The 19553-nt window shown below is 57.7% G+C and carries 20 protein-coding genes; 7 read left to right on the top strand and 13 right to left on the bottom strand.

All coding sequences use genetic code 11. From position 1 onward, the window contains the following. Positions 1 to 6: 6 nt before the first annotated feature. Complete coding sequence (chrA, locus tag GIR22_RS20885) at positions 7 to 1206, top strand: chromate efflux transporter (protein ID WP_343039661.1); 1200 nt, start codon at positions 7 to 9, stop codon at positions 1204 to 1206. Here the strand turns inward: chrA and GIR22_RS20880 are convergent. The 6 genes from GIR22_RS20880 to GIR22_RS26020 form a co-directional block, all read right to left on the bottom strand. Then, positions 1196 to 1363, bottom strand: coding sequence for an ATP-binding protein (locus tag GIR22_RS20880; protein ID WP_154745167.1), 168 nt, complete (start codon positions 1361 to 1363; stop codon positions 1196 to 1198). The genes chrA and GIR22_RS20880 overlap by 11 nt on opposite strands. Continuing rightward, positions 1360 to 2034, bottom strand: a complete 675-nt coding sequence (locus GIR22_RS20875) for a heavy metal response regulator transcription factor (protein WP_154745166.1) — start codon at positions 2032 to 2034, stop codon at positions 1360 to 1362. Before GIR22_RS20875 ends, GIR22_RS20880 begins: the two co-directional genes overlap by 4 nt. A 427-nt stretch (positions 2035 to 2461) precedes the next feature. Further along, complete coding sequence (locus GIR22_RS20870) at positions 2462 to 2683, bottom strand: hypothetical protein (protein ID WP_154745165.1); 222 nt, start codon at positions 2681 to 2683, stop codon at positions 2462 to 2464. Positions 2684 to 2826: 143 nt separating this feature from the next. Next, positions 2827 to 5070, bottom strand: coding sequence for a TonB-dependent siderophore receptor (locus GIR22_RS20865; protein ID WP_154745164.1), 2244 nt, complete (start codon positions 5068 to 5070; stop codon positions 2827 to 2829). A gap of 157 nt (positions 5071 to 5227) precedes the next feature. Further along, positions 5228 to 6970 carry a phosphoethanolamine transferase CptA gene (locus GIR22_RS20860; RefSeq protein WP_154745163.1) on the bottom strand — a complete coding sequence of 581 codons (1743 nt, stop codon included), beginning with the start codon at positions 6968 to 6970 and terminating at the stop codon, positions 5228 to 5230. Between the two features lie 163 nt (positions 6971 to 7133). Then, positions 7134 to 7274 carry a DUF6026 family protein gene (locus GIR22_RS26020; RefSeq protein ID WP_178122384.1) on the bottom strand — a complete coding sequence of 47 codons (141 nt, stop codon included), beginning with the start codon at positions 7272 to 7274 and terminating at the stop codon, positions 7134 to 7136. Positions 7275 to 7364: 90 nt separating this feature from the next. On the opposite strand from GIR22_RS26020, the gene gnd reads away from it, so the two are divergent. The 3 genes from gnd to GIR22_RS20845 are packed head-to-tail and all read left to right on the top strand — an operon-like array spanning position 7365 to position 10710. Next, complete coding sequence (gnd, locus tag GIR22_RS20855; protein ID WP_154745162.1) at positions 7365 to 8369, top strand: phosphogluconate dehydrogenase (NAD(+)-dependent, decarboxylating); 1005 nt, start codon at positions 7365 to 7367, stop codon at positions 8367 to 8369. Further along, the gene (zwf, locus tag GIR22_RS20850) at positions 8366 to 9889 is read left to right on the top strand and encodes a glucose-6-phosphate dehydrogenase (RefSeq protein WP_154745161.1); all 1524 of its coding nucleotides are present in this window, start codon (positions 8366 to 8368) and stop codon (positions 9887 to 9889) included. Before gnd ends, zwf begins: the two co-directional genes overlap by 4 nt. Further along, positions 9886 to 10710, top strand: coding sequence for an HAD family hydrolase (locus GIR22_RS20845; protein ID WP_154745160.1), 825 nt, complete (start codon positions 9886 to 9888; stop codon positions 10708 to 10710). Before zwf ends, GIR22_RS20845 begins: the two co-directional genes overlap by 4 nt. Before the next feature lie 36 nt (positions 10711 to 10746). Here the strand turns inward: GIR22_RS20845 and nhaB are convergent, their stop codons facing one another. The 3 genes from nhaB to GIR22_RS20830 all read right to left on the bottom strand — a co-directional run bounded on the left by nhaB (position 10747) and on the right by GIR22_RS20830 (position 14178). Beyond that, entirely contained in the window at positions 10747 to 12249 is a 1503-nt protein-coding gene (gene nhaB, locus GIR22_RS20840; RefSeq protein WP_154745159.1) for a sodium/proton antiporter NhaB, read from the bottom strand. Positions 12250 to 12565: 316 nt separating this feature from the next. Further along, positions 12566 to 12829, bottom strand: coding sequence for a hypothetical protein (locus GIR22_RS20835; protein ID WP_154745158.1), 264 nt, complete (start codon positions 12827 to 12829; stop codon positions 12566 to 12568). A gap of 347 nt (positions 12830 to 13176) precedes the next feature. Continuing rightward, a complete protein-coding gene (locus tag GIR22_RS20830) occupies positions 13177 to 14178 on the bottom strand; it encodes a FecR family protein (RefSeq protein ID WP_154745157.1) in 1002 nt (333 codons plus the stop codon). Between the two features lie 231 nt (positions 14179 to 14409). On the opposite strand from GIR22_RS20830, the gene GIR22_RS20825 reads away from it, so the two are divergent. Continuing rightward, complete coding sequence (locus tag GIR22_RS20825) at positions 14410 to 14679, top strand: PepSY domain-containing protein (RefSeq protein WP_154745156.1); 270 nt, start codon at positions 14410 to 14412, stop codon at positions 14677 to 14679. A 223-nt stretch (positions 14680 to 14902) separates the two neighbouring features. Continuing rightward, complete coding sequence (locus tag GIR22_RS20820; RefSeq protein ID WP_154745155.1) at positions 14903 to 15940, top strand: Ldh family oxidoreductase; 1038 nt, start codon at positions 14903 to 14905, stop codon at positions 15938 to 15940. Between the two features lie 33 nt (positions 15941 to 15973). Here GIR22_RS20820 and GIR22_RS20815 read toward each other — a convergent pair whose 3' ends face one another. Continuing rightward, positions 15974 to 16294, bottom strand: coding sequence for an ElaB/YgaM/YqjD family protein (locus GIR22_RS20815; protein WP_154745154.1), 321 nt, complete (start codon positions 16292 to 16294; stop codon positions 15974 to 15976). 164 nt (positions 16295 to 16458) lie between these two features. Between GIR22_RS20815 and GIR22_RS20810 the strand changes: the two genes are divergently transcribed. Next, complete coding sequence (locus GIR22_RS20810) at positions 16459 to 16710, top strand: hypothetical protein (protein WP_154745153.1); 252 nt, start codon at positions 16459 to 16461, stop codon at positions 16708 to 16710. 108 nt (positions 16711 to 16818) lie between these two features. On the opposite strand, the gene GIR22_RS20805 is transcribed toward GIR22_RS20810, so the two are convergent. The 3 genes from GIR22_RS20805 to GIR22_RS20795 are packed head-to-tail and all read right to left on the bottom strand — an operon-like array spanning position 16819 to position 19294. Next, a complete protein-coding gene (locus GIR22_RS20805) occupies positions 16819 to 17367 on the bottom strand; it encodes a GNAT family N-acetyltransferase (RefSeq protein WP_154745152.1) in 549 nt (182 codons plus the stop codon). Between the two features lie 20 nt (positions 17368 to 17387). Next, positions 17388 to 17858, bottom strand: a complete 471-nt coding sequence (locus tag GIR22_RS20800) for an LEA/WHy family protein (protein ID WP_154745151.1) — start codon at positions 17856 to 17858, stop codon at positions 17388 to 17390. 8 nt (positions 17859 to 17866) lie between these two features. Next, positions 17867 to 19294 (bottom strand): nucleobase:cation symporter-2 family protein, encoded by a 1428-nt coding sequence (locus GIR22_RS20795; RefSeq protein WP_154745150.1) that lies wholly within the window; start codon positions 19292 to 19294, stop codon positions 17867 to 17869. Positions 19295 to 19553 lie beyond the last annotated feature (259 nt).

Raw genomic sequence — 19553 nt, 5'->3', positions numbered from 1 at the left:
GACAATGTGATCAGCGCCACTGTAATCAAGACAGCTCAGCCAGAGAGTGCCTGGCGCGTGTTGTTGATTTTCCTGCGCCTGGGTTGTATTGCGTTTGGCGGACCGGTGGCCCACCTGGGTTTTTTTCGTACTGAGTTCGTCGAGCGTCGTCGCTGGTTAAGCGAGGCGTCCTACGCTGAACTGATCGCCTTATGTCAATTTCTCCCAGGACCTTCCAGCAGCCAGGTGGGCATGGCGCTGGGACTGTCCCGAGCCGGGTATCGTGGTGCGCTGGCAGCATGGCTCGGTTTTACCTTGCCCTCGGCAGCTGCGTTGGGGGTGTTGGCCATGGGCCTTACAAGCTGGGGCAGTCGCCTGCCGGACGGGCTGGTTCATGGGCTTAAGGTCATGGCCGTGGCCGTTGTGGTCCAGGCGGTCTGGGCCATGGCGCGCTTGCTCTGCACCGACAGTCGGCGCTGGGCCCTGGCGATCATGGCGGCCTGCGTGGCGGTACTCTGGTCGGCACCTGTCAGCCAAGTGCTGATCATGATCGTGGCGGCCGGGTTGGGTGTCGCTTTACTCAAGCCCAGCGCGTTGGCGCATGAGCAGGGCCTGGTGATTGGCGTATCAAGGCGGGCGGGTGCCGCCATGCTAGCGCTGTTTGTGATCTTGCTGCTTGGTCTGCCGGTGTGGGCGCAGCACTCCGGAGCGGCGCTGCTGGAGGTGTTCGCCGGTTTTTATCGCTCGGGAGCCTTGGTGTTTGGCGGCGGTCATGTGGTGCTGCCACTGCTGGAGCAGACGGTGGTGGCGAGCGGTTGGGTTGACAGTGATACGTTCCTCGCCGGGTATGCAGCGACCCAGGCGATGCCAGGGCCGCTGTTCAGCTTTTCGGCGTTTCTGGGCGCGGTCGTTCACGGTTGGACCGGCGCGTTGCTGTGTGTCCTGGCGATCTTCCTGCCGTCGATGCTATTGGTCATCGGGGTCTTGCCGTTCTGGCAGTCACTGCGCACCAACCCCAGCGTCCAGGCTGCTTTGGCGGGAGTCAACGCAGCGGTAGTGGGTTTGTTGTTGGCGGCGCTGTATCAACCACTATGGACCACGGGGATCCTGGCGCCGATGGATTTTGCCTTGATGCTGCTGGCGTTGCTGGCCCTGATGATCTGGAAATGGCCGCCCTGGCTGGTGGTGGCACTGGGCGGTGCCGCCGGCGTGCTTATCAGTTTGTGAGGGGGCAGGGGAACACCAGTCGAAACAGGGTAAAACTGCCTTGCAGGCTGCTGACTTCGGTCTGGCCCTGATGCAGGTTCATGATCGACCGCACGATGGCCAGCCCCATCAGGCTGACAGTCAGTCCCAGGCGCATTGACAAGCTGGAGGACTTCACTGGTGCGCCTCCAGTACATAACCGACGCCGCGAATGGTATGGATCAGCTTGACTTCGCTCAGGTCGTCGATCTTGGTCCGCAGGCGGCTGATGGAAACTTCCACGACATTGGTGTCGCAATCAAAGTTCATGTCCCAGACCAGTGAGATAATCTGGGTACGGGTCATTACTTCGCCACTCTGGCGCATCAACACTTGCAAAAGTGCGAACTCCTTGGTGGTCAAATCAATGCGCCGCGTGCCGCGATATGCCCGGTGACGACGCGGATCAAGTTCGAGATCGGCCACCTGAAAAACTTCAGGCAACGGAATATGCTCACTACGCCGCAACAGTGTCCGGACGCGCGCCAGCAACTCCGGGAACTCGAAAGGTTTGACCAGATAGTCATCGGCGCCCATATCCAGGCCCTTGATTTTATCCGTCAGCCGACCACGGGCCGTTAACATCATCACGCGGGTGGAAGTGCTTTGATGTAGCTCAGAAAGCACTTGCCAGCCATCTTTCGTCGGAAGATTCACATCAAGAAGCACCAGCTCATAGGGGTATTGGTTCGTCAGGTGCAATGCGTCTATACGGTTAGCTGCGTAGTCAACGGCATAACCAATTTCTGTCAGGCCTTGATGTAAATAATCGGCCGTTTTAGGTTCGTCCTCGACAACAAGAATGCGCATTAAAGTTCATCTTTAAAATATGCAAAGTAAAAATAGTTACAGGGCGTGTAGTCCCGGTATGTAGGAAAATTGTGAGCCTTGAAGTGGCTTTAGGGCCAAGGGCTTGGGGCTCTATTATGCGACCTATAGCAATCTGCGACAATCAGTCGCGGTACTGTGGACCACCGCTCACAAGGTGATCAGTCCTACAAGAGGAAGCGGGCGGAAAGTCTATGTTTAGTCATTTTTGATATTTCCTCGTTAATGCTACGGATACCTTGATCATTAACGGGATATTAATACTGAGCAGTCATGCCAGGGCGCGAATGGCTGATGTGTAATAATGCAGAAAGTTTATTGAAAAAAACCAGCCACAAAAAAGCGCCCTTAATGGGCGCCCTGTATTTTTTTGCTGGCGATGTGGACTCGCGCAGAGAGTACGGATACGTCAGGACTCAGGTTGTTGTGAAGTACCGTTATTGTCGACGGAATCCGAACCTGTTTTTTTGGTAAGCGCCGAAGCGATTTTTTCGGTCGGGCCGTGGGTTTTTTCCTGGATGAACGTAAAATTGTTGTAGTACTCCTTCGAGCGCTCAGATCCACCTTCTGCAAAAGCGGCTATAGATGTTAAGGGCATTAGGCTGGCCAGTATCAAAGTCGAAAGTTTCATTGTATGTCTTCCCATTAAAAGTGATCGGGGTCTGCCTCGTCCTTGATCAGACCATGTGCAGAGAGTGAGCCGATCATATTAAGTGGGAGTTAACGTAAAACAGACCCGAAGTTAATACGTGGTTAGCTTCGGTCGCAGTGTTTTTACAGCTTCCAGTCCATGCTCAGCGCCACGGTGCGTGGGTCGCCCCAAAAAACGCCGTTGTAGAAGCCGACGTTGTTGTAGTACTGCTTGTCGAGCAAGTTGGTGACGTTCAGTGAAGCTGACAGGTGCTCGTCGAACTCATAACGCGACATCAGATTGACCAGACTGTAGGCTTCCTGGCGAATCGCGGTGCTCTGGGTGATGAACTTCCCATCGGGGTCTCGCCCGATGGGACGCTTGGCGAAACGGTAGATATCGCTCTGCCAACGGACTCCTGCACCTACTGTCAAGCCTTTCCAGGCGCCCGGCAGGCGATAGGTGGTGGAAGCGCGCAGCAAGTTCAGGGGTTGGGCAGTATTGTTGCGCTGGTTTTCTCCGTTCACCGAATGGGTGTAGGTATAACCCGCCGTCAGGTTCCAGTCGGGCAGTACTTCACCCGCAGCCTCCAACTCGAAGCCCTGCACTTTGTTGCCCTTGCCGCCGGACGTGTAATATTGCTTGCCGTTCGGGCCCAGCGGCACGGAGTCGTCGACTTCTGCGACGTTATCCTGGGTGCTCCAGAACACGGCGCTGGAGAGGTTCAGGCGGTCTTCAAACACGCTGCCCTTGAGGCCCAATTCGTAGCTTTTGCCAACAATCGGCTCCAGGTATTTGTCACTGACATCTTTTTGCGTCTGCGGGTTGAAGATGTCGGTGTAGCTGACATACACCGTGAAATCCTGGTTGATGTCATAAAGCAGCCCTGCATAAGGGGTCCAGACATCATTGTGGGTCTGGCTGCTGGACTGAATGCGCGACAGTTGGTGATTGTCATCGTAGGTGTAATTGGAACTGCGGGTCTCCCAGCTGCCATAGCGGCTACCCAGCACGGCGTGCCAGTTATCGCTCAGGCTCAGGCGTGTCGCCAGGTAGCCGGCTTTTTGATAGGTGCTGCTGTTATTGGCATCCAGATGGGTTTTTTCATCGGCAAACTCAGGAATGCCGCCGGTGTTTGCCCAGTCGGCAATCTTGTCGTAGTCGGCAGTCACGGGCCCAGCAATGATATAGGGCGAGGAGTCGCGATGGCGGGCCTGGCCATAGCCGATCATGGCTTGATGTTCACGCCCGAACAATGAATAGGATCCGGCGACGTTGAAGTCCACCGCGTCCATTTTGTCTTCACCGGAGAAATGGCTGCGATAGGCGCTCACCCCACTGCGGTCGGCATTCGGATAACCGCCACCACCGTAGTAGACCTTGCCGTCGGACTCGCTTTCCCGGTGGGTATAGGCGGCCTTGAGATGCCAGTCGTTGGCGAGCCGCTGATCCACTGTGGCAAACGTCGTACGGTCGGTCAGCGGCCAGTTGCTCCAGGGCGTGGTGATGTTATTGGAGCGCGGCATATTGGCCTTGCCGCCTGACGAATTCCAGTAAGGTACGCTGCCCCAGGTCGCGCCTTGGACCTGCTTGTCCTGATAGTCATAACCCACTGCCAGTATCGTGTCGTCGGTCAGGTCGGCTTCAAGGATGCCGTAGCCCACCTTGCGCTCAAGGGCATAGCGGTCGCGGAAGGATTTACTGTCGCGATAGGCCAATACCGTGCGCCCACGCAGGCGTCCATCGAAGCCAAGCGGGCCACCAACGTCGAGGTAGCTGTAGTAGTTGTCATGGCTGCCACCGCTGACGCCAACCTTGCTTGCCCATTCATGGGTGGGGCGCTTGCGCACCATGTTGATGGTGCCCGAGGGATCGCCCGCGCCCGTGGTCAGGCCGGTAGCACCGCGCACCACTTCGATACGGTCATAGATGATGGTGTCGGAATCGGACTTCAAGCCGGAGAAGGTATTGAGCATCCCGTCGATCTGGAAATTCTGGATGCTGTAGCCGCGGGAATAGAAATTGAAGCGTTCGGAGTCGGTGCGCTGCACCACCACCCCGGTGGTCTGGTTCATCACCTCGGTCAAGGTGCCCAGCTTGAAGTCGTCCATTTGCTGGCGGGTAATGACCGATACGGACTGTGGGGTCTCCTTGATCGACAGGTTCAGCCGCGTCGCGGTACTCATGGCTCCGGTGGTATAGGCTCCGGTGTCTTCGGTATCGCTGCCCAGGTTTTGGGCGCTGACGTTGGTACTGGCCAGTTCCAGTACCGGGGCAGGTGCTTCGAGGCTCTGGCCAACTTTGGTTTCAGCCAGCAAAACCGGGCTTGCGGTCAGGCCAAGAAGGCCTGCGGTCAGGGTCATGGAACGAGTGATGGGCGCGAACATCGCGGCGGACTCCTTGTCGTCTTTGAAAAAATGCCATTGGCTCAAAGACGAAAGGAGGCGGGGAACTTTAGCGGTAAACGAGAATAATTATTATCTTAATGCTTCGGCCGAATCGGGTTTCACGCACATTGCGCAGGTGAAACCCAAGAGGTACTGGCTATTTGGCGAGCGCTTCGGCCACGTCGACTTTCTTCGGTTTCAGCAGGCTGAAATCGATCAAGGCCTTTTGCGGGCGGGCATATGGGTCGCCAATCATCCGCGGTCGGGGCTTGAAGCTGTCGCTGATCAGGCTTTTGCTGTGGTCCAACTCATCAAAGCTGATACCGGCCATGTCCGCCCAAGTATGGATCAGTTGCGAGCTCTGATAGGGCCGTTGCAAGTCGCCGGCGAAATTCCAGTCATGGCTTTCACGCCATTTTGGCGAGGCCCAGGCCATGAATGGAATGGTGTACATCGGTGTAGTTGGCTTGCCTTCGTTACGGCCCAGGGTGTTGTGACCTGGGGAGTCGTAGACGTCTTCGCCGTGATCGGAGAGGTACAGCAAGAAGCCGTTGGGGTCGGTCTTGGCGTAATCCTTGATCAGGCTGGAGACCACGAAGTCGTTGTACAGCACCGCGTTGTCGTAGCTGTTGTAGGTCGGCAACTGATCATCACTGATACCCGGCGGCACGCCCTGGCGATCGGTGAATTTATCGAAGGTCGACGGGTAGCGGTATTGGTAGCTCATGTGGGTGCCCAGCAAGTGCACGACGATGAACTTGCGTTGGGCGGTGTCGGTCATGGCCTTGGCAAACGGCTGCAGCACATCGCCGTCGTATTGACGGGCATTCTGGTTGCGGTTGTTGTTCAGGTACACCTGCTCGTCGGCCTGTTCGGAAAAAGTCGTGAGCATGGTGTTGCGCTTGGTCATGGTCTGCTGGTTGGTGATCCAGAAGGTTTTGTAGCCGGCCTGTTTCATCATGCTGACCAGGGACGGTGTCTTGAGGTACAGGTCTGGATTCTCTTCGTCGGCGAAGGTCAGTACCTGTTGCAAGGCCTCGATGGTGTAGGGGCGCGGGGTGATGACGTTATCGAACACTGCCAGTTGGTCGCGCAGCTTGTCCAGCTCCGGCGTGGTGTTGCGCGGGTAGCCATAAAGGCTCATGCGCTGGCGGTTGGTAGACTCGCCAATCACCAGCACGAGGGTTGAAGGCTGGTTGGCCATGCTGTCCTTGAGGTTGGTCAGGGGCGGGATCTTGCTGACGCTGGCCAGCATGCCCTGCATGTTGTCCAGTTGTTCGGTGTAGCGGCGATAGGCGACGATCATTTGCCACGGCACTGCAGGCTCGATGCGCGTTTCGAAGCGGTCGATGGCCACTTCCATGGTGTCGTTCTTGGCAATCTGCTTGACCAGTGGGTAACCGACAACGGCCAGCACGATGGCCGTGGCGGCCAGCATGGCCTGGCCTCGTGGCAAGTAGACCGAGCGAACGCGGGTCCACAGGAAAATCGACATGGCCGTGTGAGCCAGGAACGCCAGGACGATCCACCAGGCAAAATATTGGGTCGCATATTCGCCGGCTTCAGAGATGTTCGATTCGAACATGATGAAGATGACGCTTTGGGAGAATTCCTGCTGGTAAATGAAGAAATAACCCAGGCTGGCCATGGAGCAGGCCCACAGCACCACGCCGATCAACGCTGCGAGCAATCGTGCGCGTCGTGGGAACAACAGCATGGGCGCCAGCCACAGGGCACTCATGAAAAACGCTTGGCGGAAACCGCTGAAGCCGGAAGTGCCGGTCAGTTGGATCAGCAGTTGGGTGATACCCGAGAAGTACCAGAAAAACAGGAACGACCAGCCAAGGCCGGCCCAATCAAACCCTTTCGCAGACGTAGTGCTGCGTTTAAACATCGCCATCCAGTGCCCCATCCAATGATTTTTTACCGTTGCCGCACGCGCACGACAGAAGGGCTCCCGCCTGTGGGAGCCCTTTGGCGCGGGATTATCGGCAAGGGCGTGTGAAAACTTTGTGAGTTAAATCAGGTACAAATGGGCTGGCGGCTTATCGACAGCGGTCGAGTTAGCCCTGCACTTGCACGCGCAAGGCGTCCTGTTGCAGTGGGTTGCGTTCTTCCTTGATTTGGCGCAATTCATCGCGGTGGGTGCCGACATAAAGGGTTTTTAGGGGCTTTTGCCAGGGTGGAAGCGAAAGAATAGCCATTATTTGTCATGAAACTATGCCAATCCGCTCTGGACTAACCCTCATTAGCCTCATTGCGCTATAAACTATGTCACACATTTTTTTGTATTTATGAGCAGTAAGGAGCATCAGCACATGCAACTGGGGATTATTGGACTAGGCCGCATGGGTGGCAATATTGCGCGGCGCCTGATGCTCAATGGGCATACCACTGTGGTCTACGACCGCAATGAGGCTTTCGTCAAAGGCCTGAGCGAAGAGGGTGCCACCGGCGTTGCTGATTTACCTGCACTGGTCGCCGGGCTGCAAAAGCCGCGAGCTGTCTGGGTCATGCTACCGGCAGGCGCTCCAACAGAAGAAACCATCGAGGCATTAAGCCAATTGCTTGAAGACGGTGACGTGATCATCGACGGCGGCAACACGTTTTATAAGGATGACATTCGTCGGGCCAAGACCTTGACGGATAAAGGCCTGCATTACGTGGACGTTGGCACTTCTGGCGGCGTCTGGGGCCTGGAACGTGGCTATTGCATGATGATCGGCGGCGACGCCGAGACCGTCCAGCGCCTGGACCCGATTTTTGACAGCCTGGCCCCAGGCTTGGGTAACATCCCGCGTACCAAAGACCGCACCGCCACTGACGACCGTGCCGAACGTGGCTATATCCACGCCGGCCCTGCCGGTTCCGGACATTTCGTCAAGATGATCCACAACGGCATCGAGTACGGGATGATGCAAGCCTTCGCCGAAGGTTTTGACATCCTCAAGACCAAGTCTTCGGAAAACCTGCCGCAAGACCAGCGTTTTGATCTGAATGTGGCCGACATTGCTGAAGTCTGGCGCCGTGGCAGCGTCGTATCGTCGTGGTTGCTTGACCTGACCGCCGACGCCCTGGCCACCGATCCCAAGCTCGACGGTTATTCCGGTTCGGTCGCCGACAGTGGTGAAGGGCGCTGGACCATCGAAGCGGCCATGGAGCAATCGGTGCCGGTCCCGGTGTTGTCCAACTCGCTGTTCGCGCGTTTCCGTTCCCGTCAGCAGAGCACCTACGGTGATAAATTGCTCTCTGCCATGCGCTTTGGCTTTGGCGGCCATGTGGAGACTTCCAAAAAATGACCGCCAACGGCAAGAAATCCAAGGCCGAACCTGCTCCACCGACCACGCTGTTTCTGTTTGGCGCCCATGGCGACCTGGTCAAGCGCCTGCTGATGCCGGCGCTGTACAACCTCAATCGCGACGGTTTGCTGGGTAACGGTTTGCATATTGTCGGTGTTGATCACAACCCGATCAGCGATGCCGACTTTGCCAGCAAGCTCGAGGACTTTATTCGCGCCGAGGCCGCCAGCAAGGTCAAGGGCAATGCCGAAAACGCGCTGGACCCCGAATTGTGGGGCCAGTTGGCCAAGAGCATCAGCTATGTCCAGGGCGACTTTCTTGACGACAGCACCTACACCAAGCTGGCGGCGAAAATCGCCGCCAGCGGCACCGCCAATGCGGTGTTCTACCTGGCCACGGCCCCCCGCTTCTTTAGCGAAGTGGTGCAGCGCCTGGGGCGTGCGGGATTGCTGGAAGAAGCTCCCGAGGCATTCCGTCGAGTGGTGATCGAGAAGCCCTTCGGCTCCGACCTGGCCACCGCCGAAGCGCTGAACGCTTGCTTGCTCAAGGTCATGAGTGAAAAGCAGATCTACCGTATCGACCATTACCTGGGCAAGGAGACGGTACAGAACATCCTCATCAGCCGTTTCTCCAATGTGCTGTTCGAGGCGTTCTGGAACAACCACTACATCGATCACGTGCAAATCACTGCCGCTGAAACCGTTGGCGTGGAAACCCGTGGCAGTTTCTTCGAGCACACCGGCACTCTGCGCGACATGGTGCCCAATCATCTGTTCCAGTTGCTGGCGATGGTGGCCATGGAGCCACCGGCCGCCTTTGGTGCCGATGCTGTGCGGGGGGAAAAGGCCAAGGTGATCGGTGCGATACGGCCCTGGTCGCTGGAAGACGCCCGGGCCAACTCGGTTCGCGGCCAGTACACCGCAGGTAGCGTCGGCGACAAACAACTGCCTGGTTACCGCGAAGAGGCCAATGTCGCGTCCGACAGCAGCACCGAGACCTTCGTTGCCCTCAAGGTGATGATCGACAACTGGCGTTGGGTCGGCGTGCCGTTCTACCTGCGCACCGGCAAGCGCATGAGTATTCGCGATACCGAGATCATCATCTGTTTCAAGCCCGCGCCTTATGCACAGTTTCGTGATACCGAGGTAGATGAACTCAAGCCCACGTACCTGAAGATCCAGATTCAGCCCAACGAAGGCATGTGGTTCGACCTGTTGGCGAAAAAACCCGGACCTACCCTGGACATGGCCAACATCGAGTTGGGTTTTGCCTACAAGGACTTCTTCGAGATGCAGCCGTCGACGGGATATGAAACCCTGATCTATGACTGCCTGACCGGTGACCAGACCCTGTTCCAGCGTGCCGATAACATTGAGAACGGCTGGCGGGCAGTACAGCCATTCCTGGATGCGTGGAAGGAAGATGACGGTATCCAAGCCTACAAGGCTGGCGAAGATGGCCCAGCAGCGGCCGATGCCTTGCTGGCCCGCGATGGTCGAACCTGGCACAGCCTCGGATGAGTGACACACCGATTCATCCCATCCGGTTTGTCCTGAGTGATATGGATGGCACGTTGTTGCATCCGGATCACAGTCTCAGCCAGCGCACCATTGATACGGTCCGCGCCCTGCGTGAGGCCGGGGTGTTTTTCAGCCTGGCCAGCGGACGGCCACCCAAAGCCATGTTGCAGCAGATCGAGGCCCTGGGCGTCGATGTGCCGGTGGCGGGTTTTAATGGCGGCACGCTGGTCAACCCCGATGGCAGTGTGCTGGTTTCCCACCACCTGCCGGCCGAAGCCGCACTGATTGCCCTGGCATTGTTTGGCGAGCAGCCGGACGTTGAAGTCTGGTTGTTTGCCGACGGTGACTGGCTGCGCCGTGACCCCGGTGGGCCGATGGCGGTTCGGGAGGAGCACGGGCTGGGTTACGGGCCGATCGTGGTTTCGAGCTTCGAGCCGTTTCTGGGTCGGGTCAACAAGATCGTCGCCGCCAGTACCAATACGCAATTGCTGATCGAGCTGGAAGCGCAGTTGCTGCCCAAGGTTGAAGGACTGGCCCAGGTCTCCCGTTCGCAACCGGTATTTCTGGATGTGACGGCAATGAAGGCTAACAAGGGCGAGGCCCTGAAGACCCTGGCGGCGCATTTGGGCGTGCCGCTGGAGCAAACAGCGGCCATTGGGGATGGTGGCAATGACCCGGCGATGTTTCATGTAGCCGGGTTATCGATTGCCATGGGCCAGGCCGAGGAAGCGGTCAAGCAGCAGGCCACGGTGGTCACCGGCAGTAATGTCGAGGATGGCGCGGCGGAGGCGATTGAGCGGTTTATTCTGTCGCGCCCTTGATCACGAGGCTGTTCGCACAGCCTCGTGATCAAGGGTCTATAACCAATAGGCCACGCCATACCAGCCCAACACCCCCATCACCACCGTATAGGGCAGCGCCATCCACACCATCCGTCCATACGACAGGCGAATCAGTGGTGCAATCGCCGACGTCAGCAAAAACAGAAACGCCGCCTGGCCATTGGGGGTCGCCACACTGGGCAGGTTGGTGCCGGTATTGATGGCGATTGCCAGGGTTTCAAAATGTTCGCGGCTCATGTGCCCGGAAACAAATGCTTGCTTGACCTCGGTGATGTAGATCGTCGCCACGAAAACGTTATCACTGATGGCTGACAACAACCCGTTGGCGATAAACAGCATCCCCGGTTGCTGGTCGGCGGGCTGCGCCAATACCCACTGGATCAACGGCGTAAACAACTGTTGATCGTGAATGACCGCGACGATGGCGAAAAACACTACCAGCAGCGCGGTGAAGGGCAGGGCGTCCTTGAATGCGTTGCCGATGCGGTGCTCTTCGGTAATGCCGGTAAACGCGGTGATCAACACGATGACCAGCAGGCCGATCAGGCCCACTTCTGCCACATGAAGGGCCAGCCCGGCGATCAGTATCAGCGCGGCCAGGCCCTGGACGATCAAGGCTGCGCGCTGGCGCGGGGTGCGTTCGGCGTTATCTTCCTGGGCGTAGTTGGCCAGCACTTGGCGCACGCTGTCCGGCAGCAGCGTGCCGTATCCGAACCAACGCAATTTTTCCAGCAGCACACAGGTGACCAGGCCTGCAGCCAGCACCGGTAAGGCCACCGGGGCGATCCGGATAAAGAACTCGCTGAAGTTCCAGCCCATCTCATGGCCGATCAACAAGTTTTGTGGTTCGCCCACCAGGGTGCACACGCCCCCCAGGGCCGTGCCCACCGCGCCATGCATCAGCAGGCTGCGCAGGAAGGCCCGAAACTGGTCCAGGTCGGCGTGATGCAGGCTGGGTATGTGGTGATCATCGCTGAATTCGCTGTCCTGGCGCGGATCATTGCCTGAGGTAACTCGGTGATACACCGAATAAAAACCCACGGCGGCGCTGATAATCACTGCGGTCACGGTCAGCGCATCGAGAAAGGCCGAAAGAAATGCCGACAGAAAACAGAACATCAGCCCCAGCAATGCCTTCGATTTAACCCCCAGCAGCAATCGCGAAAACAGGAACAGCAGCAGGTCTTTCATAAAGTAGATCCCGGCCACCATGAACATCAGCAGCAGGATCACCGGAAAGTTGTGCAGCAACTCGTCGTACAGTGCTTCAGGTGTCGTCATCCGCAGCAGCAGCGCCTCGACCATCAGCAGGCCGCCGGGCATCAATGGGTAGCATTGTAGTGCCATGGCCAGGGTGAAAATGAACTCGGCCACCAGCAGCCAACCAGCGGCCACCGGGCCGAAGGCCCAGAGCACCAATGGGTTGAGGATCAGGAAGGCAAGAATGCAGGCTTTGTACCAGCGGGGGGAATGACCGAGGAAGTTATGGGTGAAGGCCTGAGCCATTGATTCGGACATGAAGTGCTCCTTTGGGCAGAAGCGCAAGGTGCCGTACGAGAGAGGGAAGATCAAGCAGTTGTTTGCATCGCGATCGAGTGATCCGCCATGAGTGTGTTCGTGACTTCGCAATTACGAAGTATCACTGTAATCACACGTCTATTGGGCATTGATCGGGGGAGGGGAGTTTAAGAAAATGGATCAGCTTCGAACTAATGCTCTTTAGGCAAACATTGATTCTAACGCGCCAGGAAGTGTTCTTTCCTGAGGCAGTTGGTCATTAGAGTTCGGCAGTCGAGTGACGGTGCATGTTCCGTCACTCGATGTCGGCCGTGAGTTACTTGGGCATGGCCCAGGATTGCAGGGCGTAGCCTTCACTGCTCAGTTCGGAGCGTGCTTGATTAAGCAGGTCTTCCAACTGGGCAGGGTCGGAGTAAGTAGTGGAGGAGATCTGTTTGCGGCCAATGCGGGTATTGGTCCGGTCGATCACGGTCAGGCTGAGTTCGCCATTGCCGTCCTGGGCCCAGGCGACACACTGAAAGGGTTTGAAAGCGCGGTCTGCGATCAAAAGTGCTTCGTTGATACGGAGCGGGGCGTTCATGGGGTCTTCTCTCTAAATGCCCAATCAAATGATGTGCCGGCGGTTGGGCTTACCCTTCGGCTTGTACTAGTACTGATGCACGATGAAGGGGTACGGGTCACATCTTAGAACAACAATTTTCAACTTTCCGTGATGGGTGTCATGTAAGGCACTGTTTTGAAAGCCCCATGAACGATTGGACTTAATCGTTTTATTTTTTTGTGGAGTCGGAAAGCCAGCTTTTTCCAGCTTTTATAGTCAAACGGCACAAGGTCTGTATCCAGACTTGGCCGGGATGCCCGACAGCTTTCCCAAGGTGTTGTTTCTAAATAATTTTAATAATTTTTACAGCAAGGATTAGTTGGCAATCAGCCCTTGGGTGTTTTACGCGGTATCGAGTTGAGCACAGGGTTGCCGTCCTGGTTCTGGGTCAGGTAGACCGGCAGGACCTTGGGCAGCGAAAGGACGAGGTTGTTGACCTCGTTGAGATTGTAGATCCCGCCGATACGAATGGCGCCGGTGCCGGCATCGGCCAGCATCACCGGCTTATTCAGGTAGCGGTTGATCAGCGGCAGGGCATCGGCCAGTGCCAGGTTGTCGAGGATCAGCTTGCCATTGCGCCAGGCCAGGGCGGTGTCGTTGGGATCGATAGGCTTGACGTGGGGGCTGGTGTCACCCCGGTTGTAACTGGCCTGCATGCCGGGTGACAGTGGCTCTGCGCCGTGGACCTTATCGCTGGCGATCTGTACCGAGCCCTCCAGCAACATGACCCGCACCTGGTCTTCGTATTTCCAGACGTTGAACTGGGTACCCGTCACACGGATTCGCCCTTCGCCGGCACGCACCACGAAAGGGTGCTCGGTGTCATGGCTGATCTTGAAAAACGCTTCGCCCTTGCGCAGGGTCACTTGGCGTTGGTCTTTGTAATTGCTGTAGACCAGTTCAGTACCCAGGTTCAGTTCCACCTGGCTGCCATCGTCCAGCGTGACCTGGCGCAGACCGTTTACGGCCTCGAAATGCTGGTATGAACTGGGCAGCCAGCCCGCTTTCCAGCCGGTGAATGCCGCCAGCGGCAAGGCTAGCAGGCAAACGGCTGCTGCCACTGCATAGCGGCGCAACCGGCTACGAGGCGTAAACGGGGCGACGGCCGCCAGCGACGCCGTGTCGACGCGGGGCAGGTGATCGGCGACGTCCCAGATTTCGAGCATCGCCGCATATTCAAAAGCGTGCAATGGATGGGCGTTATGCCATTGCTCAAAGGCCTGACGTTCGACAGTCGTGCAATCGCAGGCGTGCAAGCGCATGCACCACTGTGCGGCTGCATCGGTGATCGCGTCATATTCGGCTTCTGAAAGGGACTGTTCTGTCATTGATCCATCCTGATTTCTTACATTCTAACCTTCGCGAACCCGTGACGAGAACAACCGTCATGGCAAATGCCTATCAATTGGAACTAATTCTCGTCGCCTCCGCCCTAAAACACAGAAGCAGTTCCTAATGCCAATCAGTTAAGCGAACCCCGACCCTCGCTCCTACAAAAAGGCTTAACTGGTCGGCATTAGAAGCAGTTCCTGTCTTTTCTAAACAAAGGAAGTACGACAATGCTCAAGAAAACCCTGGCTGCCATAATTGCTACCACCGCCATGCTCAGTGCAGGCGTCGCTCTGGCGGATCGCCCTGGCGCCGGCTGGATCACCATTGAAAAGGCCATTGAGACCGCCAAGACCAAGGCCGGTTATATCGAGGTCTACAAGATCGAGGCGGATAACGACGGTTATTGGGAAGGCGAAGGGCGCAAGTCTGACGGTGTGGTGTATGAATTCCGTATCGATGGCGCCTCCGGCAATGTGTTGCGTGACCAGAAGGACTGACCGTAGTACCTCCGGGGCCTCGTCAGGCCTCGGGCTCCCATCTTCCGGCGTGTGTCGGCGTTACCCATTAAACCTTTCCGCGTGTCGCTGAGTTTTCTTGCTCCGAGGGGGTATCGAACTTGAGTTCACACGCAGATTGACAGCAGACGCTGGTCGCGTTGTTAATCGACAGTCTGGATGTCCATGCTTGTTGCCCCTTCCAATCATAAAAGCGGAGCTTCAAATGTCTGTGCAGTCTCCGGTAGTTGACAGTTCTTCAACCTACATTGGTTTCACCGAGTTGGTGGCGTTGCTGCAACAGGTGTTTGTCAAACACGGTACGTCACCGCAGGTGGCCGCCATCCTGGCGAATAATTGCGCCAGCGCCGAACGTGATGGCGCTCATAGCCATGGGGTATTTCGTATTCCCGGCTATGTGTCAACGTTGGGCAGCGCCTGGGTCAATGGCTCTGCGGTGCCGGTTGTCGAAGATGTTGCGTCAGGTTTCGTTCGGGTAGACGCTTGCAATGGTTTTGCCCAACCCGCCTTGGCGGCAGCGCGACCGTTGCTGGTTGAAAAAGCCCGCAGTGCCGGGATCGCCGTATTGGCTATCCGCAATTCCCACCACTTTGCCGCGTTGTGGCCCGATGTCGAACCGTTCGCCGAGGAAGGGTTGCTGGCCATCAGTGTGGTCAACAGCATGACCTGTGTGGTGCCCCATGGCGCCGACCGGCCTGTATTTGGCACCAACCCGATAGCGTTTGCCGCACCGCGGGCCGATGGGCCGCCAATAGTCTTTGACCTGGCCACCAGCGCTATCGCCCATGGTGACGTGCAGCTCGCTGCCCGCAAGGGCGAACGCGTGCCGCCGGGAACTGGCGTCGACAGCCTGGGGCAGCCGACCCAGGACCCCAAGGCGATCCTCGAAGGAGGTGCGCTGTTGCCGTTCGGTGGGCACAAGGGCTCGGCGTTGTCGATGATGGTCGAGTTGTTGGCGGCGGCGCTGACTGGGGGCAATTTTTCGTTCGAGTTCGACTGGTCCAATCACCCTGGCGCCAAGACGCCCTGGACGGGCCAGTTGCTGATTGTGATCGACCCGAGCAAAGCTGCCGGGCAAAACTTTGCCGAACGCAGCCAGGAACTGGTGCGGCAGATGCATGCGGCGGGGCTTAAGCGTTTACCGGGGGACCGTCGCCATCGCGCGCGGGCGAAGGCCGAGGTGGAAGGGATCGCTATTGATGCCCAAGAGTTGAGTCGGTTACGGGTATTGGCGCAGGGTTGATTGCCGGGGGGGCAATCAACCCTTGCCACCATCTCAGTTACGACGGCCCAGCAGCAAGCCAACCACCAGGCCGAAGCCTGCGGAGATAGCCACGGTTTGCCACGGGTGGCCACCAATGTAAGTCTCGGTGGCATCCACCACCGGCTTGCTGCGTTCACGTACGTTGGAGACCGAGTCCAGGGCTTGCTTGAGCTTGATGGCCACCTGTTCACGCAGGGTTTCACCTTCTTCGCCCACCAGGCTGGCGCTGCTCTTGAGCAATTTGTCTGACTCTTCGATCAGGGCCTGGAGCTCGCTGAAAGCTTGATCCTTGATTTGATCCTCGACAGCTTGCGCGGCGGTTTTACGGGCCATTGGGTAGCTCCTTGAGTGGATTTGGCGATGCACAATGGAGTCGTGGAACGCGGCAAAAGTTGCAGTTTTTTTTCGTGCCATGGCCAACCCGATGATAAATCCGAACTCAGACATTTCCACTCGCGGTGTAAGATGTCAGCTATTTACGTAGCAGGTAATTCCACATGAGCTTCAACCTGGCCAACAAACCCCACGCCGAGCGCGCCGCGCTTGAAGATGAAAAATCCCGCCTGTATGACCTGTGGCAAAGCAACCTGGGCAAGGCCAAGGGCGAAGGCGCACGCTTGTTCGGCGAACGCTCCAAGCGCAAGGGCAAATGGGCCGAGTGGGTGCGCTCGGAACTGGACAGCATGTCGCCACCGGAATTTGCCAACATGGTGCGCAGTGAAGTCAATCGGCTGATGGCGGCGAAGTAAAGCAGGCGAGCACGGCTTCTTGAACCTTGAGCAGCATTGAGTCCAACACGCCCGTCCGGATGTATTTGAGCTGAGGGTGGATGAGCGGGCACAAACCAGGTGTGCGGTTTATCGCTGACTGAGCAGCCATTCCTCGCGGGTGATTTCCCAGATATCCCGAGGGAAATTGCCTTCGACAAAGCGGCCTTGATCCGTTCTGACCAAACGCATCCCCGTGCGCTCGGAGATCCGTCGCGACGCCATATTTGGTGCGGCCTTGGGCACCCGCATCAGTGGTCGCTTGAGCACCTCGAACCAATATTCGGTCACCGCCACGCTGGCCTCGGTCATCAACCCCTGGCCTTGCCACTGCGGCCCGAGCCAGAAGCCACGGTTATTGTCGGCCTCATCCATCAGGCTGACGTTGCCGATCAACTGCTGCGGCGCGCTTTTGAGGCGAATCGACCAGTGCCATTCCTCACCCTGGGCAATGGCCGGCAGCGCGACGTTTTCCAGGTAGGCACGAGCACCGTCGGCCGGGTAGGGCCAAGGCACCATGGCATTGAGGTAGCGCACCACTGCCCAGTGGGGGAATTGCTGCTGGATACCCTCGGCATCGTCCAGGGTCAGCGGGCGCAAAATCAAGCGCTCGGTGTACAGCGTCGGTAACGTGTCCATGTCCGCACGGTTCTCCGTATTTACCAGGTGGCGGCAGCGTTCGGCAGGTCCAGGGTGCCGCGATCCACAAAACGCATGGTCCCGAACAGGCCTCCCGCCAGTTTGCCGCGCAAGACGTAGGGCAGGTTGTCCAGGCTTTGGGTTTGGCTCAGGCCGAGGGTCTGGCGCAACACAGAGAATGCAGAAACACTCACTGGAATCATCAACACCGTCTCGGAAAACCGTGGGATGGATCCCTGCTGATCGCTGACCCCAGATGCCAACGGCCGGCCATTGACCTCCAGGTCCAGCGCCACGCCGTTGTAGTCGATCGCGGTTTCATTGGGGTTCTGCACCCGCAGTTTCACCGCGAAGCGCACTTCCAGGTCCTGGCTTTGCAGCGGCTCGATGCCCACTACGTTGATGTTCACCGGGTCGCGATTGGGGAACAGGGCGCAGGCGCTCAGTGTGAGCAACAGCAATGCAAGGGTCAGGCCTGTGAGTCTGCGCATAAGGGTTCCTATTTTATGACGTCCGGGTCTTGCATGACCTTGAGGGTTGCGGCCTCCGGATCAAATTCGTCTTCTTCCAACTCTATGAACTCTTCAGGCAGGAAGACGTTCAGCAAGATAGCGCAGAACGCCCCGACAGTGATCGGTGACTCGAAGATGTTGTGCAGTGCCTTGGGCAGGTCGCGCAGCACTTCCGGCACCGCCGCCACACCCAGGCCCATTCCCAGGGAAATCGACACGATCAGCACATTGCGCCGATGCAGGCCGGCTTCGGCAAGGATCTTGATCCCGGCCACGGCCACCGTGCCGAACATGATCAACGTCGCGCCGCCCAATACCGGCTTGGGCATCAATTGCAACACTGCGCCGATCATTGGGAACAGCCCCAGCAGTACCAGCAAGCCTGCAATGAAATACGCCACATAACGGCTGGCCACGCCGGTCAATTGGATCACGCCGTTGTTCTGGGCGAATGTCACCATCGGCAGGCTGTTGAAGGTAGCGGCCATTACCGAGTTCAGGCCGTCGGCCAACAGCCCGGACTTGATGCGTTTGATGTACAGGGGGCCTTTGACCGGCTGTTGGGAAATCATCGAGTTGGCGGTCAGGTCACCTGCGGCTTCCAGCGGGGAAATCAGAAAGATCACCGCTACTGGGATAAACGCCACCCAGTCAAAGGAAAAGCCGTATTTGAACGGTACCGGCACGCTGATCAGCGGCACTTGAGGCAATGCTGCCAGGTCCACACGACCGAACCACCAGGCGACAATGAAGCCCAGGGTCAGGCCTATCACGATCGAACCCAGGCGCAGGAACGGGTTGTTGAAGCGGTTGAGCACCACGATGGTCAGCAGCACCAGCGCCGCGAGCCCCATATTGCTGGCCGCCCCCAGGTCGTTGGCACCAAAGCCTCCGGCCATGTCGGTGACCGCCACCTTGATCAACGACAGGCCCATCAGGGTAATGATGGTACCGGTTACTACCGGGGTGATCAGCTTGCGCAATTTGCCAATGAATTGGCTGAGCACCACTTCGATAAAGGCTGCAAAGAAGCAGATGCCAAAGATCGTCGAGAGAATTTCATCGGTGCCGCCGCCCCGGGCCTTGACCATAAAGCCGGCGCTGAGGATCACACTGATAAATGAAAAGCTGGTGCCCTGCAGGCACAACAACCCCGAACCCACCGGACCAAAGCGTCGCGCCTGGACAAAGGTGCCCAGCCCGGAAACGAACAGCGCCATGCTCACCAGGTACGGTACTTCGCTTTCCAGGCCCAACACGCCGCCGACAATCAAGGTCGGGGTGATGATGCCGACGAAGCTGGCCAGCACATGCTGCAACGCAGCAAAAATCGCCGCGGTGAAGTGCGGGCGGTCTTCCAGGCCGTAGATCAGGTCGGATTTATAGCGGGGGCGAGGGGCTTGAGCGTCAGACAAAATACGGGCTCGGGTAGGAAAAAGGAGGCGCAGAATGCCAGAAAGTTCTGATGGTCAGAAGTGCGAAAGGATATTTCTCCAGCCTTTGTCTAAAATCCTGGTGTGGAATTCACCATGACCATGGTGCGGCTCGCCATCGGATTTGCAACACGGTTGCTGTAGGCGCTGGGGGAGTTCGTCCCTCGGCAGCCACTTGCCGATCACTGATCACCTGTAGCCGCTGGCGCAGCCTGCGATCGGCTGCGCAGCAGTCGTCTGG

It is taken from the genome of Pseudomonas karstica (assembly GCF_009707515.1).
Taxonomy (GTDB): Bacteria; Pseudomonadota; Gammaproteobacteria; order Pseudomonadales; family Pseudomonadaceae; genus Aquipseudomonas; species Aquipseudomonas karstica.
Note: the sequence above shows the minus strand (reverse complement) of the source record. Positions and strands in the feature narration are given on the sequence as shown.

Bases quoted from the DNA above. Each gene is read 5' to 3' on its own strand.
- GIR22_RS20875 (WP_154745166.1), bottom strand. From the start codon at position 2,034: ATGCGCATTCTTGTTGTCGAGGACGAACCTAAAACGGCCGATTATTTA.
- GIR22_RS20870 (WP_154745165.1), bottom strand. From the start codon at position 2,683: ATGAAACTTTCGACTTTGATACTGGCCAGCCTAATGCCCTTAACATCT.
- GIR22_RS20865 (WP_154745164.1), bottom strand. From the start codon at position 5,070: ATGTTCGCGCCCATCACTCGTTCCATGACCCTGACCGCAGGCCTTCTT.
- GIR22_RS20860 (WP_154745163.1), bottom strand. From the start codon at position 6,970: ATGGCGATGTTTAAACGCAGCACTACGTCTGCGAAAGGGTTTGATTGG.
- GIR22_RS26020 (WP_178122384.1), bottom strand. From the start codon at position 7,274: ATGGCTATTCTTTCGCTTCCACCCTGGCAAAAGCCCCTAAAAACCCTT.
- gnd (WP_154745162.1), top strand. From the start codon at position 7,365: ATGAGCAGTAAGGAGCATCAGCACATGCAACTGGGGATTATTGGACTA.
- zwf (WP_154745161.1), top strand. From the start codon at position 8,366: ATGACCGCCAACGGCAAGAAATCCAAGGCCGAACCTGCTCCACCGACC.
- GIR22_RS20845 (WP_154745160.1), top strand. From the start codon at position 9,886: ATGAGTGACACACCGATTCATCCCATCCGGTTTGTCCTGAGTGATATG.
- nhaB (WP_154745159.1), bottom strand. From the start codon at position 12,249: ATGTCCGAATCAATGGCTCAGGCCTTCACCCATAACTTCCTCGGTCAT.
- GIR22_RS20835 (WP_154745158.1), bottom strand. From the start codon at position 12,829: ATGAACGCCCCGCTCCGTATCAACGAAGCACTTTTGATCGCAGACCGC.
- GIR22_RS20830 (WP_154745157.1), bottom strand. From the start codon at position 14,178: ATGACAGAACAGTCCCTTTCAGAAGCCGAATATGACGCGATCACCGAT.
- GIR22_RS20825 (WP_154745156.1), top strand. From the start codon at position 14,410: ATGCTCAAGAAAACCCTGGCTGCCATAATTGCTACCACCGCCATGCTC.
- GIR22_RS20820 (WP_154745155.1), top strand. From the start codon at position 14,903: ATGTCTGTGCAGTCTCCGGTAGTTGACAGTTCTTCAACCTACATTGGT.
- GIR22_RS20815 (WP_154745154.1), bottom strand. From the start codon at position 16,294: ATGGCCCGTAAAACCGCCGCGCAAGCTGTCGAGGATCAAATCAAGGAT.
- GIR22_RS20810 (WP_154745153.1), top strand. From the start codon at position 16,459: ATGAGCTTCAACCTGGCCAACAAACCCCACGCCGAGCGCGCCGCGCTT.
- GIR22_RS20805 (WP_154745152.1), bottom strand. From the start codon at position 17,367: ATGGACACGTTACCGACGCTGTACACCGAGCGCTTGATTTTGCGCCCG.
- GIR22_RS20800 (WP_154745151.1), bottom strand. From the start codon at position 17,858: ATGCGCAGACTCACAGGCCTGACCCTTGCATTGCTGTTGCTCACACTG.